At 67.7% G+C, this 25,759-nt stretch carries 26 protein-coding genes; 10 read left to right on the plus strand and 16 right to left on the minus strand.

Annotated elements, in window-relative coordinates; all coding sequences use genetic code 11:
- The first annotated feature begins 34 nt into the window (after positions 1 to 34).
- Positions 35 to 619, plus strand: a complete 585-nt coding sequence (locus AC1RLU_RS12475; protein WP_139163490.1) for a hypothetical protein — start codon at positions 35 to 37, stop codon at positions 617 to 619.
- Between the two features lie 12 nt (positions 620 to 631).
- Here AC1RLU_RS12475 and truA read toward each other — a convergent pair whose 3' ends face one another.
- From truA to def, 3 genes are all read right to left on the minus strand, one after another.
- Positions 632 to 1,384, minus strand: a complete 753-nt coding sequence (gene truA, locus AC1RLU_RS12480; protein ID WP_492795877.1) for a tRNA pseudouridine(38-40) synthase TruA — start codon at positions 1,382 to 1,384, stop codon at positions 632 to 634.
- A gap of 53 nt (positions 1,385 to 1,437) precedes the next feature.
- Positions 1,438 to 2,367 (minus strand): methionyl-tRNA formyltransferase, encoded by a 930-nt coding sequence (fmt, locus tag AC1RLU_RS12485; RefSeq protein WP_492795879.1) that lies wholly within the window; start codon positions 2,365 to 2,367, stop codon positions 1,438 to 1,440.
- A gap of 172 nt (positions 2,368 to 2,539) precedes the next feature.
- Positions 2,540 to 3,079, minus strand: a complete 540-nt coding sequence (gene def / locus AC1RLU_RS12490; RefSeq protein ID WP_492795881.1) for a peptide deformylase — start codon at positions 3,077 to 3,079, stop codon at positions 2,540 to 2,542.
- A 114-nt stretch (positions 3,080 to 3,193) separates the two neighbouring features.
- Here def and AC1RLU_RS12495 point away from each other — a divergent pair, with 114 nt between their 5' ends.
- Together AC1RLU_RS12495 and AC1RLU_RS12500 are read left to right on the plus strand one after the other, a co-directional pair.
- Positions 3,194 to 4,378: a DNA recombination protein RmuC gene (locus AC1RLU_RS12495; protein WP_492795882.1), complete on the plus strand. Its 1,185-nt coding sequence runs from the start codon at positions 3,194 to 3,196 to the stop codon at positions 4,376 to 4,378.
- Positions 4,379 to 4,697: 319 nt separating this feature from the next.
- Positions 4,698 to 6,680, plus strand: coding sequence for a methyl-accepting chemotaxis protein (locus tag AC1RLU_RS12500; protein ID WP_492795884.1), 1,983 nt, complete (start codon positions 4,698 to 4,700; stop codon positions 6,678 to 6,680).
- Positions 6,681 to 6,723: 43 nt separating this feature from the next.
- On the opposite strand, the gene AC1RLU_RS12505 is transcribed toward AC1RLU_RS12500, so the two are convergent.
- From AC1RLU_RS12505 to AC1RLU_RS12520, 4 genes are all read right to left on the minus strand, one after another.
- The gene (locus tag AC1RLU_RS12505) at positions 6,724 to 7,239 is read right to left on the minus strand and encodes an OsmC family protein (RefSeq protein ID WP_492795886.1); all 516 of its coding nucleotides are present in this window, start codon (positions 7,237 to 7,239) and stop codon (positions 6,724 to 6,726) included.
- Positions 7,240 to 7,336: 97 nt separating this feature from the next.
- A complete protein-coding gene (locus AC1RLU_RS12510; protein ID WP_061969105.1) occupies positions 7,337 to 8,119 on the minus strand; it encodes an ABC transporter ATP-binding protein in 783 nt (260 codons plus the stop codon).
- Positions 8,120 to 8,131: 12 nt separating this feature from the next.
- Positions 8,132 to 8,962, minus strand: coding sequence for an ABC transporter permease (locus tag AC1RLU_RS12515; protein ID WP_492795888.1), 831 nt, complete (start codon positions 8,960 to 8,962; stop codon positions 8,132 to 8,134).
- Between the two features lie 18 nt (positions 8,963 to 8,980).
- Positions 8,981 to 9,943 carry an aliphatic sulfonate ABC transporter substrate-binding protein gene (locus tag AC1RLU_RS12520; protein WP_142114772.1) on the minus strand — a complete coding sequence of 321 codons (963 nt, stop codon included), beginning with the start codon at positions 9,941 to 9,943 and terminating at the stop codon, positions 8,981 to 8,983.
- 308 nt (positions 9,944 to 10,251) lie between these two features.
- Between AC1RLU_RS12520 and AC1RLU_RS12525 the strand changes: the two genes are divergently transcribed.
- The 3 genes from AC1RLU_RS12525 to AC1RLU_RS12535 all read left to right on the plus strand — a co-directional run bounded on the left by AC1RLU_RS12525 (position 10,252) and on the right by AC1RLU_RS12535 (position 14,415).
- Complete coding sequence (locus AC1RLU_RS12525) at positions 10,252 to 13,020, plus strand: [protein-PII] uridylyltransferase (protein WP_492796211.1); 2,769 nt, start codon at positions 10,252 to 10,254, stop codon at positions 13,018 to 13,020.
- A 170-nt stretch (positions 13,021 to 13,190) separates the two neighbouring features.
- Positions 13,191 to 13,790 carry a nucleotide exchange factor GrpE gene (grpE, locus tag AC1RLU_RS12530; protein ID WP_061968366.1) on the plus strand — a complete coding sequence of 200 codons (600 nt, stop codon included), beginning with the start codon at positions 13,191 to 13,193 and terminating at the stop codon, positions 13,788 to 13,790.
- Between the two features lie 4 nt (positions 13,791 to 13,794).
- Entirely contained in the window at positions 13,795 to 14,415 is a 621-nt protein-coding gene (locus AC1RLU_RS12535) for a trimeric intracellular cation channel family protein (protein WP_492795891.1), read from the plus strand.
- Here the strand turns inward: AC1RLU_RS12535 and AC1RLU_RS12540 are convergent.
- The 3 genes from AC1RLU_RS12540 to AC1RLU_RS12550 all read right to left on the minus strand — a co-directional run bounded on the left by AC1RLU_RS12540 (position 14,412) and on the right by AC1RLU_RS12550 (position 16,996).
- The gene (locus AC1RLU_RS12540; protein WP_492795893.1) at positions 14,412 to 15,035 is read right to left on the minus strand and encodes an alpha-ketoglutarate-dependent dioxygenase AlkB family protein; all 624 of its coding nucleotides are present in this window, start codon (positions 15,033 to 15,035) and stop codon (positions 14,412 to 14,414) included. The two genes, AC1RLU_RS12535 and AC1RLU_RS12540, sit on opposite strands and share 4 nt — an antisense overlap.
- Before the next feature lie 2 nt (positions 15,036 to 15,037).
- On the minus strand, positions 15,038 to 15,844 hold the full coding sequence (gene dapB, locus AC1RLU_RS12545; RefSeq protein ID WP_091857864.1) for a 4-hydroxy-tetrahydrodipicolinate reductase: 807 nt from the start codon (positions 15,842 to 15,844) through the stop codon (positions 15,038 to 15,040).
- Between the two features lie 162 nt (positions 15,845 to 16,006).
- On the minus strand, positions 16,007 to 16,996 hold the full coding sequence (locus AC1RLU_RS12550; protein ID WP_492795895.1) for a Tim44 domain-containing protein: 990 nt from the start codon (positions 16,994 to 16,996) through the stop codon (positions 16,007 to 16,009).
- A 194-nt stretch (positions 16,997 to 17,190) separates the two neighbouring features.
- Here AC1RLU_RS12550 and AC1RLU_RS12555 point away from each other — a divergent pair, with 194 nt between their 5' ends.
- Entirely contained in the window at positions 17,191 to 17,490 is a 300-nt protein-coding gene (locus AC1RLU_RS12555; protein ID WP_492795896.1) for a hypothetical protein, read from the plus strand.
- 591 nt (positions 17,491 to 18,081) lie between these two features.
- Positions 18,082 to 19,221, plus strand: a complete 1,140-nt coding sequence (locus AC1RLU_RS12560) for an extensin-like domain-containing protein (RefSeq protein ID WP_162260105.1) — start codon at positions 18,082 to 18,084, stop codon at positions 19,219 to 19,221.
- 108 nt (positions 19,222 to 19,329) lie between these two features.
- On the opposite strand, the gene mepA is transcribed toward AC1RLU_RS12560, so the two are convergent.
- Positions 19,330 to 20,268, minus strand: coding sequence for a penicillin-insensitive murein endopeptidase (gene mepA / locus AC1RLU_RS12565; protein ID WP_492795898.1), 939 nt, complete (start codon positions 20,266 to 20,268; stop codon positions 19,330 to 19,332).
- Positions 20,269 to 20,384: 116 nt separating this feature from the next.
- Here mepA and AC1RLU_RS12570 point away from each other — a divergent pair, with 116 nt between their 5' ends.
- Both AC1RLU_RS12570 and AC1RLU_RS12575 read left to right on the plus strand, forming a co-directional pair.
- Complete coding sequence (locus tag AC1RLU_RS12570; protein WP_113584707.1) at positions 20,385 to 21,365, plus strand: tripartite tricarboxylate transporter substrate binding protein; 981 nt, start codon at positions 20,385 to 20,387, stop codon at positions 21,363 to 21,365.
- A 91-nt stretch (positions 21,366 to 21,456) separates the two neighbouring features.
- Positions 21,457 to 21,627 carry a DUF3309 family protein gene (locus AC1RLU_RS12575; protein WP_082617459.1) on the plus strand — a complete coding sequence of 57 codons (171 nt, stop codon included), beginning with the start codon at positions 21,457 to 21,459 and terminating at the stop codon, positions 21,625 to 21,627.
- A gap of 24 nt (positions 21,628 to 21,651) precedes the next feature.
- Here the strand turns inward: AC1RLU_RS12575 and lhpI are convergent, their stop codons facing one another.
- From lhpI to AC1RLU_RS12600, 5 genes are all read right to left on the minus strand, one after another.
- Positions 21,652 to 22,605, minus strand: coding sequence for a bifunctional Delta(1)-pyrroline-2-carboxylate/Delta(1)-piperideine-2-carboxylate reductase (gene lhpI / locus AC1RLU_RS12580; RefSeq protein ID WP_061968381.1), 954 nt, complete (start codon positions 22,603 to 22,605; stop codon positions 21,652 to 21,654).
- Positions 22,605 to 22,943, minus strand: coding sequence for a LapA family protein (locus tag AC1RLU_RS12585; RefSeq protein WP_454031689.1), 339 nt, complete (start codon positions 22,941 to 22,943; stop codon positions 22,605 to 22,607). The genes lhpI and AC1RLU_RS12585 overlap by 1 nt, the downstream gene beginning before the upstream one ends.
- Positions 22,944 to 22,980: 37 nt before the next feature.
- Positions 22,981 to 23,265, minus strand: coding sequence for an integration host factor subunit beta (gene ihfB, locus AC1RLU_RS12590; RefSeq protein WP_047576935.1), 285 nt, complete (start codon positions 23,263 to 23,265; stop codon positions 22,981 to 22,983).
- 28 nt (positions 23,266 to 23,293) lie between these two features.
- Complete coding sequence (sppA, locus tag AC1RLU_RS12595) at positions 23,294 to 24,265, minus strand: signal peptide peptidase SppA (RefSeq protein ID WP_492795901.1); 972 nt, start codon at positions 24,263 to 24,265, stop codon at positions 23,294 to 23,296.
- Positions 24,266 to 24,426: 161 nt separating this feature from the next.
- Entirely contained in the window at positions 24,427 to 25,716 is a 1,290-nt protein-coding gene (locus AC1RLU_RS12600; RefSeq protein WP_492795903.1) for an Hsp70 family protein, read from the minus strand.
- Between the last annotated feature and the right edge of the window lie 43 nt (positions 25,717 to 25,759).

Raw genomic sequence — 25,759 nt, forward strand, 5'->3', positions numbered from 1 at the left:
CGAAAGTCTAAGATCGCAGATGATGGAGACCGTGATGAGGCTGGCAGCCGATGACGTCGCGCGTTCGCTGCGCGGCTCCTGGCACCTCATGACGCGGGGCGCCGAAGCTCTCCCCGAGCTCGACCTGACGCGGGACGGGTTCTGGCGCTCCTTCCTCGCCTTCGCGCTGATGCTGCCGGCGACGGTCGCCATCCTCGCGGCGGTGCGCCTGGTCGCCGGGCTGCCGAACAGCGCCGGATTGTTCGCCGCGCCGACGCTCGCCCTGTCGGTGATCGCGGCGATGGCGCTCACCATCCTTGCCGTCCCGGCCCTGCTGATCGTGCTGCGCCCGGAGCTCGCGCAAAGCCCGCGCTTCACCAGCTTCGTGATCGCCTGGAACTGGGCCGGCATCGTCTCGGCCAGCCTGATGGCGGTCCCGGCAGCGATCTTCGCGATCGGCTGGGCGCCGCCGAAGCTCGCGATCGTGCAGTCGCTCTTCTTCGCCGCGATCGTGCTGAGGCTGCGCTATTGCGTGGCGCGGGCGGTTTTCGGCCCGGAGGTTCGCGGCGTCGCCCTGCCGCTGGTCGCCGCCAGCCTGGTGCTCGACTACGGCGTCACGCGGCTGTTCGGCCTGTTCTGAGGCGCCGCGGCTTCAAGCCGACGGATCGACATAGTCGACCCCGGCGAGATAGAGCCCGCAGGAAGGCGCCAGCGCCGCGCATTGCGAGCGGTCGCGGGCGGCCAGGACCTTGCCGACCTTGTTCTCCGGCCAGCGGCCCATCCCGACCATCTTCAGGCAGCCGACGATCGAGCGGACCTGATGATGCAGGAAGGAGCGGGCATGGACATAGACGACGATCTCGGAGCCCTCGCGGCGGACATCGCAACGATCCAGCGTGCGGATCGGACTGTTGGCCTGGCATTCGGCAGCCCGGAAGGTGGTGAAGTCGTGCTGTCCGAGCAGCGCCTTGGCCGCGCGGTCCATCGCCTCGTGATCGAGCTTGACCGGCACATGCCAGACGCGGTCGCGATCGAGCGCCGGCTGGGCCCGGCGGTCGAGGATGCGGTAGACGTAATAGCGGCGCCGCGCCGAGATGCGGGCGTCGAAATCACCGGGGACCGGTTCGGCGCTGAGCACAGCGACAGGAATCCGCTTCAGCCGGGCGTTGGTCGCGTCGCGCACGACATCGGTGCGCCATTCCTTGTCGATATCGACATGGGCGACCTGATGGGTGGCGTGGACGCCGGCATCGGTCCGGCCGGCGCAATGCAAGCGGACGGGATGACCGCAGAACGCTTCCACCGCCTCCTCGACGCTCTGCTGCACGGACGGGCCGTTGAGCTGGCGCTGCCAGCCCGAGAACGGCGTGCCGTCGTACTCGATGACGAGCTTGTAGCGCGGCATCAGAGCTGGCTACCGAAAAGTGCGAAGCGGTTTTCGGACAATGGCCTGCTCATTCAAAGCTTGTCGCCGGCTCCGAGCCGGGCGCCGCGCAGGAACTCGGCCCCGCTCATCGGCGCCTTGCCGGCGCGCTGGACCTGAAGCAGCTTCACCGCCCCGACGGCGCAGGCGACACTGCCCTCGTCGTCGAGCAGCGTGCCGGGCTCGGCCGCGCCGCCGGCCCGGGCCGTGCGCAGGATCTTCAGGCGCTCCGGCCCCTTGCCGAGATCGATCTCGGCGAAGGCGCCCGGGAAGGGCGAGAGGCCGCGCACGAGGTCGTGGACCTGCTGCGCCGGCAGGGTCCAGCTCAGCTTCGCCTCGGCATTCGCGATCTTGCTCGCATAGGTCACACCCTCTTCCGGCTGCGGCGTGAACTGCAGGCCGCCGCGCCCGAGCGCAGCGAGCGCGCGCACCATCAGATCGGCGCCGAGGGGGCTGAGCCGGTCATGCAATTCGCCGGCGGTCATGTCCGGGCCGATGGCGAGGCTCTCGACCATGGCGACGGGGCCGGTATCGAGCCCTGCTTCCATCTTCATCACACAGACGCCGCTCTCGGCATCGCCCGCCATGATCGCACGCTGGATCGGGGCGGCGCCGCGCCAGCGCGGCAGCAGCGAGGCATGGAGATTAAGGCAGCCGAGCTCGGGCAGATCGAGGATCGCCTGGGGCAGGATCATGCCATAGGCGACGACGACGGCGACATCGGCCTGATGCGAGGCGATGATCTCGGCCTGCTCCGGCGTCTTCAGCGTCTTGGGCGTGAAGACCGGGATGCCGAAACGCTCGGCGGCACGGTGCACCGGCGAAGGCTTCGTTTCGAGGCCGCGGCCAGCCTGCGCCGGGGGGCGGGTGTAGCAGGAGACGACCTCATGCCCCTGGCCTACGATCTCGGTCAGCACCGGCACGGCAAAATCCGGCGTGCCCATGAAGATGACGCGCAAGCTCATACGCTCGACCTTACCTTGGCCCGGCTCGACACCGGGAAGAATAGAACAGCCCTCATCCTGAGGAGCAGCCAGGGGCTGCGTCCCAAGGGATGATCCAGTCGTCTCCTGAAGCACCCTCCGAGACGCCGCGTACCGCGGCTCCTCAGGACGAGGGCTCGGATACGACCGCTCGCTACGCAGCCCGTTCGCGCTTGGCTGCCTTGGCGAATTTCTTGGTGACGCGCTCGCGCTTCAGCCGCGAGATGTGGTCGATGAAGAGCACGCCATCGAGATGGTCGATTTCGTGCTGCAGGCAGGTCGAGAGCAAGCCATCGGCCGCGATCTCATGGGTCTTGCCGTCGAGATCCATGTAGCGGACCTTGACCTCGGCCGGACGCTCGACCTCCTCGTAATATTCCGGGATCGAGAGGCAACCTTCCTCGTAGGCGCTGAATTCGTCCGAGGACCAGATGACCTCCGGGTTGATGAAGACCTGCGGCTTCTTCGGCTCGGGCTCCTCGCCCTCCTTCGTCTCGGGCTTCGACAGGTCGATCGTCACCACGCGCAGCGGCACGCCGATCTGGATCGCCGCGAGCCCGATGCCGGGCGCGTCGTACATCGTCTCGAACATGTCCGCGACCAGCGTCCTGATCTCGGGCGTAACGGCCTCGACCGGCTTCGAGACGAGGCGAAGCTGGGCGTCGGGCAGGATGACGAGCGGGCGAACGGACATGGGATTCCAAGGAGAAAGAGCTGTTGAGCCCGGGACATAAGCATTTGTGGAGGAGCGGTCAAACTGTTCCGCTTTCGTTCGCAATTCCCTGTCGAATCGGCTAGGCTCCCGCGCATGAACGAGATCGCCTTCACCCTGCTGGAACGCCCGGTGACATGGGCCGAGGCCGCGCTGGGCTTCGGGGCCCTGAGCCTCGCCCTGCTGCTGATGGCGGTGATCGCCGGCTGGCGTGGCGGCCGGAGCCGCGCGATCGAGGCAGCGATGGCGACTGAGCGCGCCCGCGAAATGGACGACAAGGTCGCCGAGATGAACCGCCAGCAGGCCGAGCTCGCCGGCCGGATGCAGTCGATGGCCGAAATCCTGTCGACCCGGCAGGGCGATCTCGCCCGCCTCGTCGCCGACCGGATGGACGGCCTGAGCCACAAGGTCGGCCAAGGTCTCGAGCAGAATGTCCGCCAGACCACCGAAAGCCTCAGCAAGCTGCAGGAGCGGCTGGCGGTGATCGACAGCGCCCAGAAGAACCTGACCGACCTCACCTCCGAGGTCGTGACGCTCCGCGACGTGCTCGCCAACAAGCAGGCGCGCGGCGCCTATGGCCAGGGCCGGATGGAAGCGATCATCCGCGACGGGCTGCCAGCCGCCTTCTTCGCCTTCCAGCCACAGCTTTCCAACGGCAAGCGGCCGGACTGCCTCGTCACCCTGCCCGGCGACGGGCGCGGCCTCGTCATCGACGCCAAGTTCCCGCTGGAGAGCTTCACGCTGCTGCGCGAGGCGCGCGGCGACGACGCGAAGAAGACGGCCGGCCAGCGCGTGCGCAGCGATGTCGGCGTGCATGTGAAGGATATCGCCGAGCGCTATTTCCTGCCCGGCGAGACGCAGGATATCGCCCTGCTCTTCGTCCCCTCGGAATCGATCTATGCCGATCTGCACGAGCATTTCGACGATGTCGTGCAGCGGGCGCACCGGGCGCGCATCATGATCGTCTCGCCCTCGCTCCTGGCGCTGGCGATCCAGCTGATGCAGTCGCTGGTTCGCGATGCGCGGATGCGGGAAGAGGCGCAGGTGATCCAGACCGAAGTCGGCAAGCTGCTCGACGACGTGCGCCGGCTCGGCGAGCGCGTCGACAAGCTCGACAATCATTTCCGGCAGGCACAGGACGATGTCGGCCAGATCAAGACCTCGGCCGGCAAGGTGACGAGCCGCGCCGAGAGGATCGGCGCGCTCGAATTCGACGACGAGAAGAGCGAGCCGAAGCTGCCCTTCGCCAAGGGGCTGGAGCTGAAACGCGCTGCCGAGTAGGCACCGGCGCCTTCACGCCTGCCGTCACCGCAAACGCTTCCTGCGCTTTTCATTTCTGCACTTGCGATGCGGAAGCTGCGCTGCTCGGCCGGCCATAGCGAAAGTACGCGTTCATGCCCGGGCGGCCCGCCCGTTGCGGCATTAGAACAGTTTTAAGCATTATCTGGAAGAAATTCAGGCGCTATCAGCACTCAATACGATCGAATGCCGGCCTGGACTAGGCATCTCGACCACGCCTGCAGCCTAAACCTATGCGTTGCCGGCGGCGTGCACTCCATAGCTGCCATACCGCGTCGTTTTTCCCGAGAGATGGCCCTTCATGCTGAAACTGCCTTTTCTGCGACTTCCGATCGCGACACGTCTGGCGATATTGGCCGTATTGATCGTCGGCGTTGCCGTGGCAGCCTCGGTCGCGGTGTCCCTTCGCGCGGCCGAGAAGGCGATGCGGGAACGGGCCCAGTCGAGCCTGATGGTCAACATCAACCTTCTGCGGGATATCCTTCTTGCCAAGGGCGAGCCCAGATTCGAGGGTGGCAAACTCATTTTCGGCGGTGAAAGCGTAAACGGCAACTTCGCCGCGGTCGACAAGGTGAAGGAGCTTTCCGGCGGTACCGCCACGGTCTTCATGGGCGATACCCGGGTGACGACCAACGTCATGAAGCCGGACGGCACGCGGGCCGTCGGCACCAAGCTGGCACAGGGCCCGGCCCATGATGCCGTCTTCAAGGAGAAACGCACCTATTCCGGCGCAGCCGACATTCTCGGCGTGCCCTATTTCACGATCTACGAGCCGATCATCCAGAAATCGGACGGCAACGTGATCGGCATTCTCTATGTCGGCATCAAGCAGGAGGAATTCCTGGCCGTCATCGGCGAGATGATCCGCGCCAACATCATTGCCGGCCTGGCGATCGCGGCCGTCGCGGCGGGCCTGCTGTTCTGGCTCGTACGTCGCATGATGAAGCCGCTCGCGACCTTGAGCGCGGCTCTGAAGCGGCTCGCTCAAGGTGATCTGGACACGCCCGTTCCCGCTTTCGGCGGCGACCGCGAGTTCGGCGCCATGGCCAACGCCGTCGAGGTGCTGCACCATGCATCCATCGAGAAGATCCGGCTGGAACAGGATGCTGCCGCGCAGGCCGAATTGATGGGTGAAACCCGCCGCCAGACAGAGGCACAGCGACAAGCGGCGGCGCGCGAGCAGATGGAGCAGGCTCAGGAGCTGGAACGGGTCGTCGAAGCGCTCGCCAAGGGGCTTGCCGCCCTTTCGGAGGGCGATCTGCGCCACCGCATCGAAGCGGACATGCCCGCCGCCTATGCCAAGCTGCGCGACGACTTCAACGAGACGGTGGATCGCCTCTCGGACACGGTGGCGACGATCCAGACGACCTCGGCCGATGTCGGCCTCGCCGCCCGCGAGATCAATATGGGCGCCGACGATCTGTCGAAGCGCACCGAGGAGCAGGCCTCCTCGCTGGAGGAGACCGCCGCCACGACCGAGGAGCTCGCAGCCTCGGTCAAGGCCTCGGCCCAGGCCTCGAAGGATGCCGCCCGGATCGCCGACGAGGCGATGCAGGCGGCCGAGAGCGGCGGCACTATTGCCGGCCAGGCGGTCGATGCCATGGCCAGGATCGAGAGCGCCTCGCAGAAGATCTCCGACATCATCCGGGTGATCGACGACATCGCCTTCCAGACCAACCTGCTGGCGCTCAACGCCGCGGTCGAGGCGGCCCGCGCCGGCGATGCCGGCAAGGGCTTCGCCGTCGTCGCCTCGGAGGTGCGCACCCTGGCGCAGCGCTCGAGCGAGGCGGCCAAGGACATCTCCGGGCTGATCTCCTCGTCCAATGTCGAGGTCGGCGAGGGCGTCAAGCTGGTGCGTCAGGCCGGCGACCAGCTCAGCCGCATCCTCGCCGCCTCGCAGAAGGTGGCGGCGACGATCGCCGACATCTCGGCGGCGTCGGGCGAGCAGGCCAACGGCATCGACGAGATGAGCCAGGCGGTCGCCCATCTCGACGAGATGACCCAGCAGAACGCGGCCTTGTCCGAGCAGAGCGCAGCCTCGGCCAACGCGCTCTCCGGCCGGATCGAGCAGCTCAACGGACTGGTCGCGACCTTCAAGATCGATCAGGGCCAGACCTCGGCATCGCGCGCGCCTATCCCTGCCCGCCCGGCAGCGTCGGAGCCGGACCGGTTGCGCCAGCTCGCCGAAGCGGCCTTCCAGCAATCGCGACGCCCCGCCCCTGCCAAGACCGTGGAGCGCGCGGCCAATGCCCGCAACGGCAGCACAGGCTGGGAGGAGTTCTAGCTCCTCCCGACCCATCCTGCTTCCGCGCGCTTCCCGGTTCGCGTCAGGAAGCGTTGCGTTCCAGGGTAGCCGACAGCTCGGGCTTCACGTTCAGCGTCTGGAAGACCACGCAATAGCGCTCAGTGAGCTTGAGCAGCGTGTCGAGCTTCTCCTGCGGCGCATCGGTCTCGACGTCGAAGGAGAGGCGGATCGCCTTGAAGCCGACGGCCGCGTCCCTGGCGACACCGAGCGTGCCGCGGAAATCGAGATCGCCCTCGGCGCGGACCACGCCCTTCCTGAGATCGATCTCGAGCGCCGTCGCGACCGCCTTCAGCGTCACGCCGGCGCAGGCGACCAGCGCCTCCAGCAGCATGTCGCCGGAGCAGAGCTCGGCGCCGGAGCCGCCCGTGGCCGGATGGAGGCCTGCGAGCGCGATGGCACGGCCGGTCTCGACCTTGCAGGCGATGTGCTGGTCGTCGAGCTGGCCATGGGCCTTGAGCGTAATGACCGCCGCCTCGGGGTTGGTCCGGTATTCATCCTTGAGGGGGGCCTGCAAGGCACGCAGTGCGGTGACGTCCATGGAATTCGAGCCTCTCGTTCGTCCTGAAGATCGCTTATGCGGCTGATAGGCTGAAAGCAGGGCTGCGTGCCAGCCCGGCCGATGCGATCCGGTCCGGCTACCACCACATGCCCGCGGTCTCGGCCGCCTTCTCCTGATGCGGGGCCTCGTCGCGCAGCGAGCGGTCGAGCGCGCGCAGGGCCTCGCGCTTCGCCGCCTCGAAGGCCGGCGAAAGCCGGTCGCGCGGACGGGCGAGCGGGTTGTCGAGCTCGTCGAAGATGCGACCGGGCTTGGGCTGCATCACGACGATGCGGTCGGCCAGCGTCACCGCTTCCTCGACATCATGCGTGACCATGACCACGGTCGGGCGGCTCTCCTGCCAGAGCGCCAGCAAGTGGCCGTGCAGGCTCGCCCGCGTCGTGGCGTCGAGCGCCGAGAAGGGCTCGTCCATCAGCAGGAGCTTCGGCCGGGTCACGAGGGCGCGCGCGATGGCGACGCGCTGTTGCTGGCCGCCGGACAATTCGCGCGGCCAGCGCTTCTCATGGCCGGCGAGGCCGACGCGGACGAGCGCATTGGTCACCAGCCCCTCGCGCTCGAAGGCCGAGAGATGCGACAGGCCGAAGCCGACATTCTCGGCAACGCTGAGCCAGGGGAAGAGCCGCGGCTCCTGGAAGATGACGCCGACATCGGCGCGCGGCTCGGCAATCGCCTCGCCGTCGAGGCGGATCGCGCCCTCGCTCGGCCGGTCGAGCCCGGCAATGAGGCGCAGCAGGGTGGTCTTGCCGCAGCCGGAGCCGCCGAGCAGCGCGACGATCTCGCCGCGCCCGACATCGAGCGCGATCGATGCCAGCGCATGCGTGCCGTCGGCATAGGTTTTGGACAGCCGGTCGAAACTCAGCACGGGGTTCAGCCTTCAGAGCTTGTCGCGCGCCGTATCCTGCCAGGCGAGGAAGGGCCGCGTGATGGCGACGAGCAGGCCGTCCGCCAGCTTGCCGAGCACGGCGAAGCTGATGATGGCCGCGATGATGGAGTCGGGGCGGCCGAGCTGCTGGCCGTCCACGAGTAGATAACCCAACCCCTCGCTCGCCCCCATGATCTCGGCCGCGACCACGAACATGAAGCCGAGGCCCAGCCCGGAGCGCAGCGCGACGATCCAGTCCGGCAGGATCGCCGGCAGGAGCACGCGCCTGACCATGGCGAGGCGCGAGAGGCGGAAGACGCGGCCGACCTCGACGATCTTGCGGTCGATGCCCTGGATCGCCGCGGCGACACCGAGATAGACCGGGAAGAAGACACCGGCCGCGATCAGCGCCACCTTCGAAGCCTCGAAGATACCGAACCAGAGAATGAAGAGCGGCACCCAGGCGATCGAGGGGATCGCGCGCAGCGCCTGCAAGGTCGGATCGAGCAGGCTGCGGGCGACGGGCAGCGCGCCCGTCACTGCACCGAACACCGTGCCGGCGAGCGCGCCGAGGCCGAAGCCCGCCCCCACCCGCCAGAGCGTCGCCCCGGCATGGGTCAGGAGTTCGCCCGAGGCGGCGAGGCCCCAGAGCGTGCGCCCAACGACGCTCGGCGGCGGCATCAAGCGCCCGTTGGCGATCCCGGCAGCGACGAGCCATTCCCAGAGGATGGCCAGCACGATCGGCAGGACGAAGCCGGCGATCGCGAGCCCGTAGGAGCGGCGCGGGGCGGCAGGACGCCGCTCCGGCTCGTCCAGGGCATTTGCGATCTCCAGGACGCTCATCGCCTTGGGCTTATGCCGTCAGTTGGTCGCCGCGAAGCGCCGGTCGAGCAGCGCGTCGACCGCGGCCTTCACATCGGTCGAGGCCGGCAGCACGCCGGCATCCTTCAGCGCGATGCCGGCGGCGGTGATGCCGTCGATCTGGGCCTGGCCGATGCTGGAATGGGTCAGCTCCGTACGGGTGAGCTGGCGCTCGATTACGGCGTCGGAGAGCTTGGTGGCGTCGACCAGCACCTTCTTGACCTCGGCCGGATTGGCGAGCGCATAGGCGCGCGCTTCCTCGTAGGCCGCCAGCACCTTCTTCACCAAAGCCGGGTGCTCGTTGGCGAAGGCTTCGCGGACATTGAGGATGCCCCAGGTGTTGTCCTCTGGCTTGCGGTAGAACAGCCTGGCGCCGCTCTCGACCTCGGCCGCGGCCATCATCGGATCGAGCCCGGCCCAGGCATCGACATCGCCGCGTTCCAGCGCGAGGCGGCCGTCGGCATGCTGGAGCAGGACGAGCTTGACGTCCTTCTCGGTCAGCTTGGCATCAGCCAGCGCGCGAACCAGGAAGATATGCGGGTCGGTGCCGCGCGTGACGGCGACGCGCTTGCCCTTGAGGTCGGCGACCTTGGTGATCTCGCTCTTGGCGCCGGTGACCAGCGCCGTCCATTCCGGGCGGGAATAGACATAGATCGACTTGATCGGGTTGCCGTTGATCTTGCCGATCAGCGCGGCGGCGCCAGCCGTCGAGCCGAAATCGATCGAGCCGGCATTGAGGAATTCGAGCGCCTTGTTCGATCCGGCCGAGAAGACCCAACGGACCTTGATGCCGTCGGCCTCCAGCGCCTTCTCGAGGATCCCGCGTTCCTTCAGCAGGAGGCTGACGGGATTATAGGTCGCGTAGTCGAGCCGGATTTCCTTGGGCGCCTGCGCGAAGGCGGGCGCGGCAAGGCCGGCGGCAGCGATGAAGGCCAGTGCGAGGCGACGGGTGATGCTGGTCATGGGGCTTATCCCTCTGTCGATGGTGCGAGGGATCGGGACGGGTGGCGTCCCTGGCCCCACGCTTTAGCTGCACTTGTTTCGCGCCCGCAAGCTGGTGGCTCAAATCGGCGCGTATCCGACCTTTAGGTCCAATCGTTCTGTTTGTCAAACAACACGAAATGAAGCGTTCTTTTCTTTATTTCACATTTTTTAGACGTTTAATTTTACTCTCTCCCTACCCTCGCCTCCATGTTACGAAAGGCGACGTCCGCCGCAACGGAGCTTTCGTGACCACGCCTCCCGCAAAGCCTGTCCTGTCGCTCGCCGAGATGCTGCAGAGTCCCGAGGCCGAAATCGTGCGGCTGTTCGAGACGGTCAACCGGCGCGACAAGGCCAGGATGCGGCAGCTTCTGATCGCCGGACTCCGGGAGGTGCTCGACGCAGGGCATGCCTCGGCCAGGGCGATCCTGGCCGGTCCGCGCGGCGGGCTTGCCTGCGCGCGCCGGCTCTCGGCCGTGATGGATGCGGTGGTGCGCGGGCTGCACAGCGCCGCGACCAGCTATTTCTACCCGGCCGACAACCCCTCGCAATCGGAACGGATCGCGGTCGTCGCCGTCGGCGGATACGGGCGCGGCACGCTGGCGCCGGGCTCGGATGTCGACCTGCTCTTCCTGTTTCCGCACAAGCAGACGGCCTGGGGCGAGAGCGTGGTCGAATCCATGCTCTACCCGCTCTGGGACCTGAAGCTGAAGACCGGTCACTCCGTGCGCTCGATCGACGATTGCGTGCGCGAGGCCCGCGCCGACATGACGATCCGCACCGCCTTGCTGGAAGCACGCTTCCTGGTCGGCGACCGCCCGCTGTTCGACGAGATGGTCCGCCGCTTCGATGCCGAGGTGGTCGAGGGCACGGCCCCGGCCTTCACCGAAGCCAAGCTCGCCGAGCGCGAGCTCAGGGTGCAGCGGGCGGGCGCCTCGCGCTATCTGGTCGAGCCCAATGTCAAGGACGGCAAGGGGGGCCTGCGCGACCTCAACACGCTGTTCTGGATCGCCAAATATGCCTACCGCGTCCATGACGTGCGCGAACTCGTCGAGGCCGGGCTGTTCGACGAGCAGGAGTTGCAGATGTTCCAGCGCTCGGAGGAATTCCTCTGGCGCGTGCGCTGCTGGCTGCATTTCATCACCGGCCGGGCCGAGGAGAGGTTGTCCTTCGACCTGCAGCGGCAGGTCGCGGCCGCGATCGGCTATGCCGGACGCAGCGGGCAGGCTCCGGTCGAGCGCTTCATGAAGGCCTACTTCCTGATCGCCAAGGATGTCGGCGACCTCACCGCCATCGTCTGCGCCGCGCTGGAAGCGCGACAGCAGAAGCCGCGCGCGACGCTGTCGAAGCTGCTCGGCACCTTCGCCAAGCGCAAGCGCGAGCGTTCGCTCGGCCATACCGACTTCAAGTTGACCAACCAGCGCCTCGATGTCGTCGACGACAGCGCCTTCGAGCGCGATCCGGTCAACCTGCTCCGGCTCTATGCCATCGCCAGCCGCGAGGATCTCGCCATCCATCCGGATGCCAGCCGGCTGGTGACGCAGTCGCTGCGGCTGGTCACGCCCGGCCTGCGCAACGACCCCGAAGCCAACCGCATCTTCCTGGAGATCGTGACCGGCCGGCGCTCGCCCGAGGTGGTGCTGCGGCGCATGAACGAATCCGGTTTGCTCGGCCGGTTCGTCCCGGATTTCGGCCGCATCGTCGCGATGATGCAGTTCAACATGTACCACCACTATACGGTGGACGAGCATCTGATCCGGGCCATGGGCGTGCTGGCCGAGATCGATGCCGGCGCGCTCGAGGCCGAGCATCCGCTCTCCAACGAGATCATGCCGGCGATCTCCAACCGGCGCGCGCTCTATGTCGCGCTTTTGCTGCACGACATCGCCAAGGGGCGGCCGGAGGACCACTCGATCGCCGGCGCCCGGATCGCGCGCAAGCTCGGCCCGCGCTTCGGGCTGACCAGCGCGCAGACGGAGACCGTCGCCTGGCTGGTCGAGCACCATCTCGACATGTCGACGGTGGCGCAGAGCCGCGACCTCGGCGACCCCAAGACGATCGAGAGCTTCGCCGCCACCGTGCAGACGCTGGAGCGGTTAAAGCTCCTGCTGATCCTCACCGTCGCCGATATCAAGGCGGTCGGGCCCGGCGTCTGGAACGGCTGGAAAGGGCAATTGCTGCGCACGCTCTACTACGAAACGGAGCTCGTGCTCACCGGCGGGCATTCGGCCGTCGAGCGCAAGGCGCGGGTCGCCATGAAGCAGGACGAATTGCGCCGGCGCCTGTCCGACTGGAACACCGAGGAGCGCGATGCCTATGTCGCGCGGCACTACCCCGCCTACTGGATCAAGGTCGATCCGGAGCAGCAGGAGAAGCATGCACGCTTCCTGCGCGAGGCGGAAGCCGCCGGGCGGACCACCGCGACCATCGTCGAGACCGACCAGTTCCGCGGCGTGACCGAGCTGACCGTGCTGGCGCCCGACCATCCGCGCCTGCTCGCCATCGTCACCGGCGCCTGCGCCGCGGCTGGCGGCAATATCGTCGACGCGCAGATCTTCACCACCAGCGACGGGCTGGTGCTCGACACGATCTCGGTCTCGCGCGCCTTCGACCGCGACGACGACGAATTGCGCCGGGCCGAACGCATCGCCGCCGCGATCGAACGGGCGCTGAAGGGCGAGATCAAGATCGCCGATCTCGTGGCGCAGCGGCGCGCCCCGCCGCCGCGCGGGCAGACCTTCCAGGTCGAGCCCGAAGTCGTGATCGACAACGTGCTCTCGGCCCGCCACACCGTGCTCGAAGTGTCCGGCCTCGACCGACCGGGCCTGCTCTACGATCTCACCACCGCGATCGGGAAGCTCAACCTCAACATCGCCTCGGCCCATATCGCGACCTTCGGCGAGAAGGCGGTCGACGTGTTCTACGTCACCGACCTGACCCATGCGAAGATCGTCTCGACCGGCCGGCAGCTGACGATCCGCAAGGCCCTCATCGACGTCTTCAAGTTCGAGGCGGAGAAGCCGAGCCCGACCAAGGTGAAAGTGCCGGCCCGCGCTTGATTTAAACGACCATAAGGCCGATATCCGGCACGAACGCGGCTGCGGCCCCGCAAGGGGCGGCGCAGCCAAGTCTTTATTTGCCGCATTTTCGCTGACGCGGACCTTCGGTTCTTCACGCGAACCGGCATCCACTTCGCTCGAAAATGCTGAGAAAGGGACGTGACGATAAAATGACGCAGAACCCTGCGACGGAAGACCCCAACCTCGAAGCCGGCGCGGATGCGCCCGAGCAGGCGGCCAACGCCGAGGCAGGCCTCGACGCGCAGCTCGCCAAGCTCCAGGCCGAACGCGACGATCTCAAGGACAAGCTGCTGCGCACGCTCGCCGAGATGGAGAACCTGCGCCGACGCACCGAGCGCGAGATCGCCGATGCGAAAACCTATGCCGTGACCAGCTTCGCCCGCGACATGCTCGGCTCCTCCGACAATCTCCGCCGGGCGCTGGAAAGCCTGCCCGCCGATGCCTTGAAAGCGGCCGATGCTGCCGTGAAGACGCTGCATGAAGGCGTCGAATTGACCGAGCGCGAACTGCTCAAGACGCTGGAGCGTCACGGCGTGCGCCGCATCGACCCGCTGGCTGAGAAATTCGACCCCAACCTGCACCAGGCGATGTTCGAGGCGCCCGACGCCACGATCGCCAAGGGGCTGGTCTCGAAGGTCGTGCAGATCGGCTACAAGATCGGCGAGCGCGTGCTGCGCCCGGCGCTGGTCGGCGTCTCCGCGGGGGCGCCCAAGGCGGACGCGCCGGCCGACGAAACCAGCCCGCACTGACGCCGTGTTCGAGGCCGCCGGCGTCGCCATCTTCGCGCTGACCGGTGCCCTCGTCGCCGCCCGCAAGGGCATGGACCCGTTCGGCTTCATCCTGCTGGCGACCGTCACAGGCGTCGGCGGCGGAACCTTGCGCGACGTCCTGCTCGGGCGCGGCATCTTCTGGGTGCGCGATCCCAGCGACGTCATCGTCTGCACCGTGGTCGCCCTCGGTTGCTGGGCCCTCGCCTATCTCAAGCCCGGCGTCCTCGAAGGCTGGGCCGGCCGCAAACTGCTGATCTGGGCCGATGCCGCCGGCCTCTCGCTCTTCGCCGTCATCGGTACGCTCAAGGGCCTCGACGCGGCCGTTCCCGTACTCTCGGCGGTCGCGCTCGGCGCGATGACCGGGACCTTCGGCGGCATCCTGCGCGACATCCTCGCCGGCGACCGGCCGATGGTGCTGTGGAGCCGCGATTTCTACGTCACCGCCGCAACCGCCGGAGCCGGCACCACGGCCCTGCTCACCGGCCTCGGCCTGCCCGGCCCGGTCGTGATGCTCGGCGGGTTCGCAGCCTGCTTCGGCCTGCGGGCGGGCTCGCTGCTGTTCGGCTGGTCGTTCCCCCGTCTGCCCGGCAAGCCGGCCGATTAGGGCTTCGGCTTCGTCACCCGCCGCAGTGTCAGGTTGATCCGCCCGCCCTCGGGCAGCAGCGTCGACGATCCCGTCAGGATGCGGTCGATGCCGTGATAGGCGAGCCGCGCCTCGCCACCAAAGATCAGGACATCGCCCGACGCGAGCTTGAGCGAGGTGGTCTTGCCGCCGCGCGTCGTACCGCCGATGCGGAAGAGCGCGGCATCGCCGAGCGAGACCGACAGGACCGGAGCGTCGAAATCCTGCTCGTCGCGGTCCTGATGCAGGCCCATCTTGGCACCCGCCGCGTAGAAGTTGACGAGGCAGGCCTCGGGTGGATGCGGATAGCCGGCCAGCTCCGCCCAGAGATCGAGAAGCGGCGCCGGCATCAACGGCCAGGGCTCGCCCGTCTCGGGGTGCTCCGGCTGGTAGCGATAGCCATTGATGTCGGAGACCCAGCCGAGCGAGCCGCAATTGGTCATGCGGACCGAGAAAGGCTTGCCGGTCTTCGGCATGCGCGGCTGGAAGAACGGCGCCTTCCGCGCCACGGCACGCAGCTCCGCCACCAGGGCGGCCTGCTCCTCCGGCGCCAGCCTCCCCGGCCAGTGGACGACGCCCGGTGCAACGGTGACGCGGGGCATCGTCAGAGCGCGTCGAGGCCGAGCACGTCGGCCATGGAGTAGAGCCGCGCTTCACGCCCCCTGCCCCAAAGGGCGGCCTTGACCGCGCCCTGTGCGAAGAGGCTGCGATCCTCCGCGACATGGGCGAGTTCGAGCCGCTCGCCGGCGCCGGCGAAGATCACCTTGTGATCGCCGACGACCGTGCCACCACGCAAGGCAGCGAAGCCGATCGTGCCGGCCTGGCGCGCGCCGGTGATGCCGTCGCGGCCGGCGACGCGTTGCTGTGCGAGATCGACCGCGCGCCCTTCCGCCGCCGCCTCGCCAAGCAGGACGGCCGTGCCGGAGGGGGCATCGACCTTCATGCGGTGATGCATCTCGACGATCTCGATATCCCAGTCGGTGCCGAGCGTCGCGGCGACCTTGCGCACCAGCGCCGCCAGCAGGTTGACGCCGAGGCTCATGTTGCCGGAGCGGATGATCGGCGTGCGCTTCGCAGCCTCGGCCAGCTCAGCCAGATGCGTGGGCTCAAGCCCGGTCGTGCCGACGACATGCAGGATTCCGGCATCGGCGGCGAGCTTGGCAAAGGCGACCGTCGCGTCCGGCGCCGTGAAATCGAGCACGCCATCGGCGGATGCGAAAGCTGCGGCGGCGTCGCTCGTCACCTTGATGCCGGATGCCGGCAGGCCGGCGAGAATCCCGGCATCCTCGCCGAGCGCGGCAGAGCCCGGCCGCTCGATCGCGGCCACAAGCGTGCAGCCGTCGGCCTGATCGATGGCGCGAATGAGCATCCGGCCCATCCGCCCGGCGGCACCGACGACGACGAGACGCATATCACTCATGGAAGGCGGGCTCCGGGCTGGTTCTGCGACGAAAGCAGATGCCTTCGCCAGTAGCGCAATAGGCCCGGCTCCGCCAGCGGCCCACCCGAAAGCCGCGCATAGCAAAACGGCCGGGTTGCCCCGGCCGTTCCTGTTCTCGCAAGAGGTCGACGCTCAGGCCGCCTGCTGGATGCCCGAGAGCTTCCAGGCGGCGCCGCGCTCGCGCAGGAAGGTCCAGTATTCGCTGACCTCCTGGGTCTGCGTTGCGCTGCCCTCGACGACATTGCCGGACTTGCGGTCATAAAGCGCGTTGATCAGGCTGAAGCGCATCGCCACCGTCGCGTAATCGGCGTTGCCCTCGTGCCAGGCCTGCGACAGGTCGCCCTGCAGCAGCTTGACGTCGGAGACGCGGTCGACCACGCCGCGGCGGGCGTTGTCGCTGAGATCCTCGTCGAAATAGCCGAACATCTCGGGTGTCGTCCGCTGGCGCAGGCCGGCCTCATCCTCGTTGGAATAGGCGGTGTTGACCTCGCCGAGCAGGCGCTCGAAGGCGTTGAAATCCTCGCCCGAAAGCTCGATCGGCTGGGGCTGCACCGCCGCAGCAGCGGCACCACCGCCGAAGCCGCCCATGCGGGCGGCAGGCTGCTGCTGCGGGGCGTCATAACCCTGGCGGGCATAGGGCGCACCCGCGCTGGCGAGCTGCGGCTCGGAACGGCGGCGGAAGAAGCGGATGGCGAGCATCACGATGCCGGCGATCAGCGCGAGCTGAAGCAGGAAGCCGAGCACGCCGGCGAGCGAGGCCAGGCCACCGAAGAAGCCCGAGCCCGACAGCATGCCGAACAGGCCCGCGCCGAGCAGGCCGGCACCGATGCCCATCATCATATTGCGCGCGAAGGACGGGCGGGCCGCCTGAGCAGCCGCACCGGCGGCCGAGGGGCCAGCCATCGACGGCGACGCCGACGAGGACGGGGCCGAGCGCTGGAAAGTCTGGGCGCCGCCCGGCGTCGTATTCGTCGACGGCGGCGCACTGTTGGTGAACGACCCACGGCTGCCCGAGCTGCGGCCGCCGCCCGGACGGGCTTCGGCAACGAGCGGCACGAGCAACAGGGCCCCGGCAACCAGGGCGACGGCACGTCCACGATGGGCAAGCGAAATCAGAGACATTGTTCCTCCCGGAGCCCCCCAATGGGCCCACCGCTGCCCAATATGGAGAGAGCCCGCATTCCACGCAAGGCCCGATCCGGCTAACAGACTGAAATTACTTACTATTTCAAATCGGTACATAATTATTCGTTGCGATCGGACCGATATGGTAAACTCCTGAGCCGTCTCGCCATGCGAGGCGCAGGGAGAGAGCCATGACCGGATCCGGACTGAGGCCTCACCGACATCGCGTGCTGAGCTGCATGCTCGCGCTCGCCGTGCTGTTCCTGTTCAGCGAAGCGGCAGCCGCCGGCGAGCCGGCCGTCGCGCTGGACAAGCCGCGCCTCGCCCAGGCGCCGGAGCCGCTCTGTTTCTGCTGGAACGACGGCCGTAAGATCGCTGAAGGGTCGATGTCCTGCATCAGGACCACGCAGGGCCGGCGCGTCGCGACCTGCGGACGGGTGGTCAACATGATGTCCTGGCAACTGACGGAAACCGCCTGCCCGGAGAGCTGAACGCTTCCGCCTGAGGCCTGAGCCCAAACAGAAACGCCGCCGGGACTTCTTCCCGGCGGCGTTGTTGTCATTGCTCTTGTGGTCCTAGCGACTTCGAGACTGACCCGTTGTCAGAACGCTCCCAGAACGATCGCCATCATGAAAACGAAGGCCGCACCCATGATCAATCGGTCGAGACGTAGCGTGACACTCATCACACCCTCCTGTGTCATTGACCTGTCGTGGAGGCTATCAGAACTGACGAAGGCCGCAAGGGGGCAGCATCGTGGCGGGGCCGGGACGGAGGGTACAACATCCTTAATCAGGGGTTAAACCATTGATTAGATTTGGGGATATTCCTGACTGCGAAATTTCGTCGCGAGTCTGCTCCAGCGCGGCGCCACAGCTTCGCCACGGTTCGACCTCGGGCCCCGTGGCCTGATCTTGGCAACATCTGGGAGATGGTTCGAGACGGCGAAATCCGCCCCGGTTAAGGCCGGGAACGGTGCATTAAGGCGCGATTCACCACGGCGCCAAAGTTAATCCGCCTGTGGCGGCCGGAGCGCAGTCGGTTGAGAAACCGTTCACCAAGCGGTTCGCATTTGAATGGTCATGCGACGCGCTCATCTCGCCCTCATCGCACTCGGCATCGCCGGCGCAGCCGGCCTGGCGGGCTGCGGCAAATTCCAGAAGCCGCAGCGCGCCGCCTGGCGCGACCAGGCGGAAGCCGCCTGCATGGCCTCCCGGCAGGTGCAGATCTCGTCCTATGTCAGCCTGCGCGGCAAGGCGATCGACGGGCCGGGAACCTGCGGCATGCAGCAGCCGCTGAAGGTCTCGGCCTTCTCGAATGGCGGCATCGGCCTGACCAGCTCGGCCACCCTCTCCTGCCCGGTCGTCGCGACCACCGACAAATGGCTGGCCGAAGTGGTGCAGCCGGCGGCGATGAACGTGCTCGGCGCCCAGGTCGTCGAATTGCGCGCCGGCTCCTATTCCTGCCGGGCGATGAACAACGGCACCAGGACAACGCGCACCTCGGAGCATGCCTTCGGCAACGCCGTCGACGTCTTCTCCTTCCGGCTCAACGACAACCGCGTGATCACGGTGAAGGATGGCTGGCGCGGCTCCCCCGAGGAGCAGAATTTCCTGCGCGAGGTCTTCGTCGGCGCCTGCCAGCATTTCTCGACGGTGCTCGGCCCCGGCGCAGACCCGCTGCATTACGACCATTTCCATATCGACCTGGCCCGGCACTCGAAAGGCCGGCACATCTGCAAGCCGGTGATCAAATACACGCCGAACTACAATCTGCAGCCGCCGGACCCGGCGCGGCCCTACGCCTCGTCCCAGTCGCAGCCGCGTGACATGGCGCCGGCGGCCGGCACCATGGTCGCGGACGGCAGGCTGCTCCGACAGCCCAGCGATGGCTTGCGGCCGCCCGGCGCGGTGCAGGGCGGCTACCCGGTCGCGAACTATGGCCGAGGCCAGGCCCAGAGCCTCGATGCGCAGCAGCGCTTCCTGGAGCAGTACGACACGCGCCAGCGGCAGGGGCACTTCCAGCCGCAGCCGCTGCCCAGCGAGAATGCCGGGCCGCTGTCACTGCCGGGCGCGGTACCGCCGACGGAAGAGGCGGTTCTCGGCGACGAGGGCGGCACGGGTGTCGTCGACATGGAAGGCGAGGACCAGGCCCAGCCGATGATCACGCCGCAGCACGACCCCTTCGCCTACAGCTCCGGGCGCGTGCCGCCGCGGCGCTAGATCGCCATGCGTCCTATCGGGCGCAAAGTGGCGATCTAGCCCATTGCCTAGCATCAGGTTGCTCCGAAAAGTGGGTTCCACTTTTCGGTCCGATGCTGAGCCCCACGCTCAGCGCGAGACCAGCACCTGCCGGCATTCCGGCGGCAGGGCATCGAGCGACATCGGCGGCTTCGGCTTGGGTTTCGGGCCCGGCCTCGGCTTCGGCGGGTTGAAGATGGCCTTGCGCTGGCGCTCGATCCAGCCGCTGAGCTCGGCGCCGCAGCCATCGCCGAAATTCGGAGGTTCCTGGCCCTGGCAACTCGCCATGCCGGCCGGACAGGCCAGCCGGATATGGAAATGGTAGTTGTGGCCCCAGATCGGGCGCACCTTGTCCAGCCAGCTCTTGTCGGCGCCGGCCTCGCGGCAGAGCGCGACCTTGAGCGCCGGGTTGACGAAGATGCGCTCGACCTTCGGCTCGGCCGCCACCGTGCGGATCAGCCTCGTATGGGCCGGGGTCCAATGGCGTGGATCGACATCGCGCCAATCGGAGCGAGCCATGTTGACCGCCGACATGTTCTCGCGCTGCTCGCGGTCGAGCCGGCCCCGCGGCATCGGCGTCAGCCAGACATCGGCATCGAGCCCGATCTGGTGCGAGGCATGGCCGGTCAGCATCGGCCCGCCGCGCGGCTGCGACATGTCGCCGACGAGCAGCCCCGCCCAGCCGGTGATGCGCGGCACGTCGCGCGCCAGCTTCTCCAGATAGTCGATCAGGGCGGGATGGCCCCAGTTGCGATTGCGGTTGAGCCGCATGACCTGCCAGCTTGGCCCATCGACCGGCAGGGCTTCGGCGCCGGCGAGGCAGCCGCGCGCATAGGAGCCGATCGCTCGTGCCTGCATGCTCGCCGGCGCGGTCTTCTGGCCGAAGAGCGTGCGGGCGGCATCGGGCCAGGCGGCAATGTTGGCGGCGCGGTTCTTCGCCTCCTGATCCGCCGTCGACTGGGCGAGTGCTGCAACCGGCAGCAAGGCGAGCGGAACGAGGAGAGCTGCGATTCGGGAGATGGCGCGCATATCCTGAGAATCACCGCGACCAGCCATCGCGGTCAAGCGCCATGGCTGGACAAGCGGCGCGGCGAATTGCAGCCTTGCGCATCGGCGCCGCAGAGCACCTTTCAGGGAGGATACCGATGACGGCCAGGATCGACCGCCGCAGCATTCTTGCCGGCGCAGGCGCCCTTCTCGCAGCACCGACCGCAGGCCTCGGCCAGCAACCCTGGCCTCAGGGACGGGTCCTCAAGCTCGTCGTGCCGTTTCCGCCGGCGGGTGCGACCGATGTGCTGGCGCGCCTCGTGGCCGACAAGCTCGGCCGGACCTGGGGGACCAATATCGTGGTCGAAAACCGTCCGGGCGCCGGCGGCAATATCGGCACGGATGCCGTCGCCAAGGCCGAGCCGACCGGCGACACCTTCCTGATCGTCTCGGTGGGCATGGCGACCAACCAGTATCTCTACCAGAAGCTGACCTACGACCCCGCCAGGGACCTGGCGCCGATCACCATGGTCGCGATGGTGCCCAATCTGCTCGTGGTCAACAAGACGGTGCCGGCGAACAACGTCGCCGAGCTGATCGCCTACGCGAAGGCCAATCCCGGCAAGCTCACCTATGGCTCGTCCGGCATCGGCACCTCGGTGCATCTCTGCGGCGAGCTGTTCCAGAAGCTGACCGGCACCAAGATGGTGCATGTGCCCTATCGCGGCACGGCGCAGGCGACGCAGGACCTGATCGGCGGGCGCATCGACCTGATCTTCGACAATATCCCGCAGGCGCTGCCCCATGTCCGTGCCGGTTCGATCCGCGGCTTCGGCATCACCACGGCAAAGCGCTCGCCGACGGCGCCGGAATTCGCACCGATCGCCGATACCGTGCCGGGCTTCGACGTCTCCTCCTGGTTCGCGCTGTTCGCGCCGGCGAAGACACCGCCGGCCGTCATCGCCAAGATCCAGGCCGACACCAAAGCGGGGATTGCCGACCCGGCCGTGCGCGCGAAGATGGATGCGCTCGCCGCGGAACCCGTCGGCAACAGCCCGGACGAGCTTGGTGCGTTCCTGCAGGCCGAGATGAAGCGCTGGGGCGACCTGATCAAGGAGGTCGGCCTCAAGGTGGAATGATCCGGAGCCGCCCGGGCGGAACCGAGGCTTCGCGGCCGGCGTTTCCCGCTAGACCTCGCCCGAAACGGGCGCTGCTTTACGGGAGTTCGCCATGTCCACCCTTCTCATCATCGTGCTGCTGATCGTGCTTCTCGGCGGCGGTGGCTATTACGGCCATCGCAGCTATGGAACGGCCGGGCTCGGCGGCGTGCTCGGCCTCGTCCTCGTGATCGTCCTGATCCTGTGGCTGCTCGGCGCCATCGGCGGCGCGCGCATCGCCTGACGCCTCGACCGGCGTGCGCCGCGATCAGCTCGCGGCGCGGCTCTCCCAGACCGCGACAGCCGCGGCCAGATCCTCGAGCGCGACGCCGACGGATTTGAACAGGGTGATGCCACCGCCCTCGACCGGGCCGGCGATCCTGCCGTGGCAAAGATCGGCCAGCGTGCCCGCCACCTTGTCGGCGCTGTAGCTGCCCTCGGCGATGGCGACGGCGACGTCGCCGCCTTCGTCGATCGCCTTGCTGGAATCGACGATAACGCGGGCACGGTGCAGCGCATCGGCATCGGCCTCGCGCATCTGCATGGTGAAGCCGCCGATCAGGTCGAGATGGGCCTCGCGCTTCAGCCAATGACCGTGGATCAAGGGCTCGGTCGCGTTGGTCGCGCAGGAGATGATGTCGGCCGTGCGGGCCTCGCCTTCGAGATCGGTGGTGGCGCGGGCCTCGATGCCCTCCTTCGCCAGTTCGGCGACGGTCGCCTCGGCGGCTTCGGGCCGCCGCGCCCAGATCGCGATCTCGGTCAGCGGCCGGACGGAGCGATGCGCCTTGATGATGAAGGGCGCGAGCGCGCCGGCCCCGACCATCAGCATGCGGCTGGCCTCGGGGTTGGACATGTAGCGCGAGGCCAGCGCGGAGGCCGCCGCCGTGCGCCATGTCGTCAGCCGGTTGCCGTCCATGACGGCGAGCGGCTTCCCGGTCGCACCGTCCATCAGCAGGTAGGCGCCCATGACGCCCGGCAGGTTGCGCTTGCCGTTGCCGAAGAAGACCGAGACGATCTTGGTGCCGATATAGGGATTGGCGACATCCGGCCCGCTCCAGGCCGGCATGGTCAGCAGGATCGCGTCGGTCTCGCCGGGTCGCTCGATCGCGTATTGGCCGCGCTTGGGCGCGATGACCTCGCTGCGGAAGGCGTCGTCGAGAAGGTCGATCAGGCCGGGATAGCTCAGGGCCGCATCGATCTCAGCCACGTCGAAAAGTCGCATCAATTCCGTCCGTTGGTCAGTGCCGGCAACGCGGAGTCGGGCACGGCCGAACGCAGCGCCTGGGTTTCGGAGCGCAATGCCTCCGCCTCACGGCGGTTGCGGCGCGCGGCCTTGCGGTGCTTGCCCTGCGCGACCCAGGAGGCCAGGCCGCCGACCAGAACGCCGACGGCGATCGCCGCGAGCACCACGGCGAAGAGCGGTAGCTCGATCGAGAACATCGGCAGGTCGCGGCTGAACGGATCGAGCGAGACGCGCACAGTGCCGCGGTTGGCGACCGAAAACAGCACGATCACCAGCGCGACGGGAACCAGCACCAGCGCCTTGAAGAAGGCCTTCATCACAATCTCCGTGTGGCCGCGGGACCGGCGCCTCAGCTCAATCCTTGCCGTTGAGGCGCAGCCGCAGCTCCTTGCCCGTCTTGAAGACGGGGACGAACTTCTCTTCGACCTCCACCGCGTCGCCCGTGCGGGGGTTGCGACCGATGCGGGCCGAGCGGCCCTTGCGCGAGAAGGCGCCGAAGCCGCGCAATTCAACCCGGTCGCCCCGGGCCAGCGCCTTCACCACCTCGTCCAAGATGGCCGAGACGATGTTCTCGATATCGCGCTGGTAGAGATGGGTGTTGCGGTCGGCGATCCGCTGAACGAGTTCGGATTTAATCATCGCTGGGGCATAACCATTTGTATCAAAATCACTTTTCAGCGGCAGGCTGCCAGAGCGCCAAGGGCGCGTCAAGCCGCAAGCCGAGCGGTTGGTCCGCTGCGCGTGCGATCGTCGTGGCGAGCGCATCGAGGCCGGCGCCACGCGCCATCGCCTCGGCGAGGCTCCACAGGCCGAAGGAGGAGGATTCGCTGCGGCGGCGCCAGTCGCGGACCTTCAGGTCCTTGGCGACGCTTTTCTCGCGCTCCATCCAGGCGATCGCCTCCGGCTCGCCGCCGATCTGGTCGATGAGCTTCAGCCCCACCGCCTGGCGGCCGGAATGCACCCGCCCGTCGGAGACCGAAGCCACTTCGCCCTCGGCGAGATGGCGGCGATCACGCACCATGTCCTTGAACCAGGTGTAGTTGTCGTTGACGACGCGCTGCAGCGCCTCGCGCGCCTCGGGCGAAGTCGGCTCGAAGCCATTCGGCGCCGCCTTGAGCGGGCTCGACTTGACCGTTTCGACCTTGACCCCGACCGTATCCAGCAGGTTCGACACGTTGGGGAACTGGAAGAGCACGCCGATCGAACCGACCAGCGAGGTCTGCCGGGCGACGATACGGTCTGCCCCCATCGCCGCGATATAGCCGCCCGACGCCGCGAGGCCGTCGACGACCGCGACCATCGGCTTCTTCGCCGCGAGCTGGCGCAACGCCGTATGCACCGCCTCGGAGCCGGAGGTGGTGCCTCCGGGACTGTCGACGCGGAGCACGACGGCCGAGACCGCCTTGCTGTCCTCGACCGACTTGATCAGGTCGAGCGTCCGGCGATCGCCGGAGATGAAGCCGGAGATGGTGATGCGCGCGATATGGGCGCTCGACAGGCCGGCCGGACCATCGCCCTTCCAGGCGAAACCGGCGACCACCGCGGCGACGATCACGCCGAGCACGGCGAGCACACGCCAGAGCGTCAATTTGCGGCGCAGGCTGCGGCGGTCTGCGAGCAGATCGGCATCGGACGACATCGGTTACTCCTGGAGCATGTTCGGTCCGAACATGCTCAGCTTTTTGATTTCGCGCGAATTCTTTTCGTTCGACCGGTTCCGGCCGAACGGAAAGCGCGCGGCGGCTGCGGGTCCGTGATGTAGACCTGCTGGCCCGGACGGGCAAGGCGGGAGGCGCTGCGTCAGGCCGCGACCGAGGCGCGCGCCCGGTCGAGCGCGAGCAGCGCAAGCCCGCTGGCGACCGAGCGGAAAGCATCGCCGATATGCACCTTTCCGGCACCGAAGCGGCGGTCGAACAGGCTGCGCACCGCCGGAACGTAGGAGGTGCCGCCGGTCATGAACACCGCCTCGATGCGGTCGCCGCCGAGCCCGGCCTCGGCCAGCGCGCGGTCGAGCGCGGCTTCGATGGCGCCGACATCGTCGGCGATCCAGCGCTCGAAATCGGTGCGGCGGATCGGCTTCTCGATGGTGACGCCCACCTGGCTGAAGCTCAGCGTGGTCACCTCGTTGTCGGAGAGCGCGACCTTGGCGGCGGAGACGGCGCGGTAGAGCTCGTAGCCGAGATCGTATTCGATCACCGTCAGCAGATCCTCGAGCTTGCCGGGCTCGACCGCCTCGCGGATCAGGGCGTTGAGCTCGGCCATAGTCTCGCGGCTCTTCATCAGCGAGAGCTTGTGCCATTGCGCGAAGGCGGCGTGATAATGCGCCGGGACAGGCAGCAGCTTGTCGAAGGAGCGGTATTCCGTGCCCTTGCCGAGTGCCGGCGAAACCGCATGCTCGATGATGCGGTAGTCGAAGGTGTCGCCGGCGACGCCGACACCGGCATGAGAGAGCGGGATCGCCTCCAGGCCACCATTGCGGCCGGGTTCGAAGCGCATCACCGAGAAGTCGCTGGTGCCGCCGCCGAAATCGGCGACCAGCATGGTCTGCGGCTCCTTCAGGTCGCGCGCATACCAGTAGGCGGCGCCGAGCGGCTCATAGGCGAAATCGACCTGGGCCATCCCGGCCTTGCCGTAAGAAGCCTTCAGGCGGCCAACCGCCAGTTCCTCGTCCGGGCGCTCGCCGGCGAAGACGACCGGGCGGCCGGAGACCAGCGGCAGCGCCTCGCGATCAGCGAGCCCCTCGGAGAGGTCGGACAGGAAGACGCCGATCAGGTCCTCCAGCCGGAAGAGCTTGCCGAAGAGCCGGGTCTCCTGGAAGGCGCGACTGGAAAGATGGGTCTTCAGCGATTGCAGGAAGCGATGCTCGGTCGTCATGCCCAGGGCCATGTCGAGCGCATCGGGGCCGCTGACATGGGTGATGCGGGTCTGCGGCGGGCGGCCCTCACGCCAGAACATCAACGCCGAGCGATAGGCATCGACCGCGCCCTGCTTCGTGGCGAAGGAGCGCGTCATGACCGATCCGTCAGCGCCAGCCAGCGCGACGACGCTGTTGGTGGTGCCGAAGTCGATGCCGATGGCGGCGGGGGTCATGGCGGGCTCCTTTCACGGGACAGACGAGCCCTCACCCGAAGCG

The organism is Allobosea sp. GW822-FHT05A11, assembly GCF_058800455.1.

What these genes read in the sequence shown, in the direction of transcription:
- AC1RLU_RS12505 (WP_492795886.1), bottom strand. Translation starts at nt 7,239, where the DNA reads ATGGACGTCACCGCACTGCGTGCCTTGCAGGCCCCCCTCAAGGATGAA.
- AC1RLU_RS12585 (WP_454031689.1), bottom strand. Translation starts at nt 22,943, where the DNA reads ATGAAGGCCTTCTTCAAGGCGCTGGTGCTGGTTCCCGTCGCGCTGGTG.
- dapB (WP_091857864.1), bottom strand. Translation starts at nt 15,844, where the DNA reads ATGCGTCTCGTCGTCGTCGGTGCCGCCGGGCGGATGGGCCGGATGCTC.
- lhpI (WP_061968381.1), bottom strand. Translation starts at nt 22,605, where the DNA reads ATGCGACTTTTCGACGTGGCTGAGATCGATGCGGCCCTGAGCTATCCC.
- AC1RLU_RS12475 (WP_139163490.1), top strand. Translation starts at nt 35, where the DNA reads ATGAGGCTGGCAGCCGATGACGTCGCGCGTTCGCTGCGCGGCTCCTGG.
- AC1RLU_RS12600 (WP_492795903.1), bottom strand. Translation starts at nt 25,716, where the DNA reads ATGACCCCCGCCGCCATCGGCATCGACTTCGGCACCACCAACAGCGTC.
- AC1RLU_RS12500 (WP_492795884.1), top strand. Translation starts at nt 4,698, where the DNA reads ATGCTGAAACTGCCTTTTCTGCGACTTCCGATCGCGACACGTCTGGCG.
- AC1RLU_RS12515 (WP_492795888.1), bottom strand. Translation starts at nt 8,962, where the DNA reads ATGAGCGTCCTGGAGATCGCAAATGCCCTGGACGAGCCGGAGCGGCGT.
- mepA (WP_492795898.1), bottom strand. Translation starts at nt 20,268, where the DNA reads ATGCGCGCCATCTCCCGAATCGCAGCTCTCCTCGTTCCGCTCGCCTTG.
- AC1RLU_RS12560 (WP_162260105.1), top strand. Translation starts at nt 18,082, where the DNA reads ATGCGACGCGCTCATCTCGCCCTCATCGCACTCGGCATCGCCGGCGCA.
- AC1RLU_RS12575 (WP_082617459.1), top strand. Translation starts at nt 21,457, where the DNA reads ATGTCCACCCTTCTCATCATCGTGCTGCTGATCGTGCTTCTCGGCGGC.
- AC1RLU_RS12550 (WP_492795895.1), bottom strand. Translation starts at nt 16,996, where the DNA reads ATGTCTCTGATTTCGCTTGCCCATCGTGGACGTGCCGTCGCCCTGGTT.
- ihfB (WP_047576935.1), bottom strand. Translation starts at nt 23,265, where the DNA reads ATGATTAAATCCGAACTCGTTCAGCGGATCGCCGACCGCAACACCCAT.
- AC1RLU_RS12570 (WP_113584707.1), top strand. Translation starts at nt 20,385, where the DNA reads ATGACGGCCAGGATCGACCGCCGCAGCATTCTTGCCGGCGCAGGCGCC.
- grpE (WP_061968366.1), top strand. Translation starts at nt 13,191, where the DNA reads ATGACGCAGAACCCTGCGACGGAAGACCCCAACCTCGAAGCCGGCGCG.
- AC1RLU_RS12555 (WP_492795896.1), top strand. Translation starts at nt 17,191, where the DNA reads ATGACCGGATCCGGACTGAGGCCTCACCGACATCGCGTGCTGAGCTGC.
- AC1RLU_RS12540 (WP_492795893.1), bottom strand. Translation starts at nt 15,035, where the DNA reads ATGCCCCGCGTCACCGTTGCACCGGGCGTCGTCCACTGGCCGGGGAGG.
- AC1RLU_RS12495 (WP_492795882.1), top strand. Translation starts at nt 3,194, where the DNA reads ATGAACGAGATCGCCTTCACCCTGCTGGAACGCCCGGTGACATGGGCC.
- fmt (WP_492795879.1), bottom strand. Translation starts at nt 2,367, where the DNA reads ATGAGCTTGCGCGTCATCTTCATGGGCACGCCGGATTTTGCCGTGCCG.
- AC1RLU_RS12525 (WP_492796211.1), top strand. Translation starts at nt 10,252, where the DNA reads ATGCTGCAGAGTCCCGAGGCCGAAATCGTGCGGCTGTTCGAGACGGTC.
- AC1RLU_RS12520 (WP_142114772.1), bottom strand. Translation starts at nt 9,943, where the DNA reads ATGACCAGCATCACCCGTCGCCTCGCACTGGCCTTCATCGCTGCCGCC.
- sppA (WP_492795901.1), bottom strand. Translation starts at nt 24,265, where the DNA reads ATGTCGTCCGATGCCGATCTGCTCGCAGACCGCCGCAGCCTGCGCCGC.
- truA (WP_492795877.1), bottom strand. Translation starts at nt 1,384, where the DNA reads ATGCCGCGCTACAAGCTCGTCATCGAGTACGACGGCACGCCGTTCTCG.
- def (WP_492795881.1), bottom strand. Translation starts at nt 3,079, where the DNA reads ATGTCCGTTCGCCCGCTCGTCATCCTGCCCGACGCCCAGCTTCGCCTC.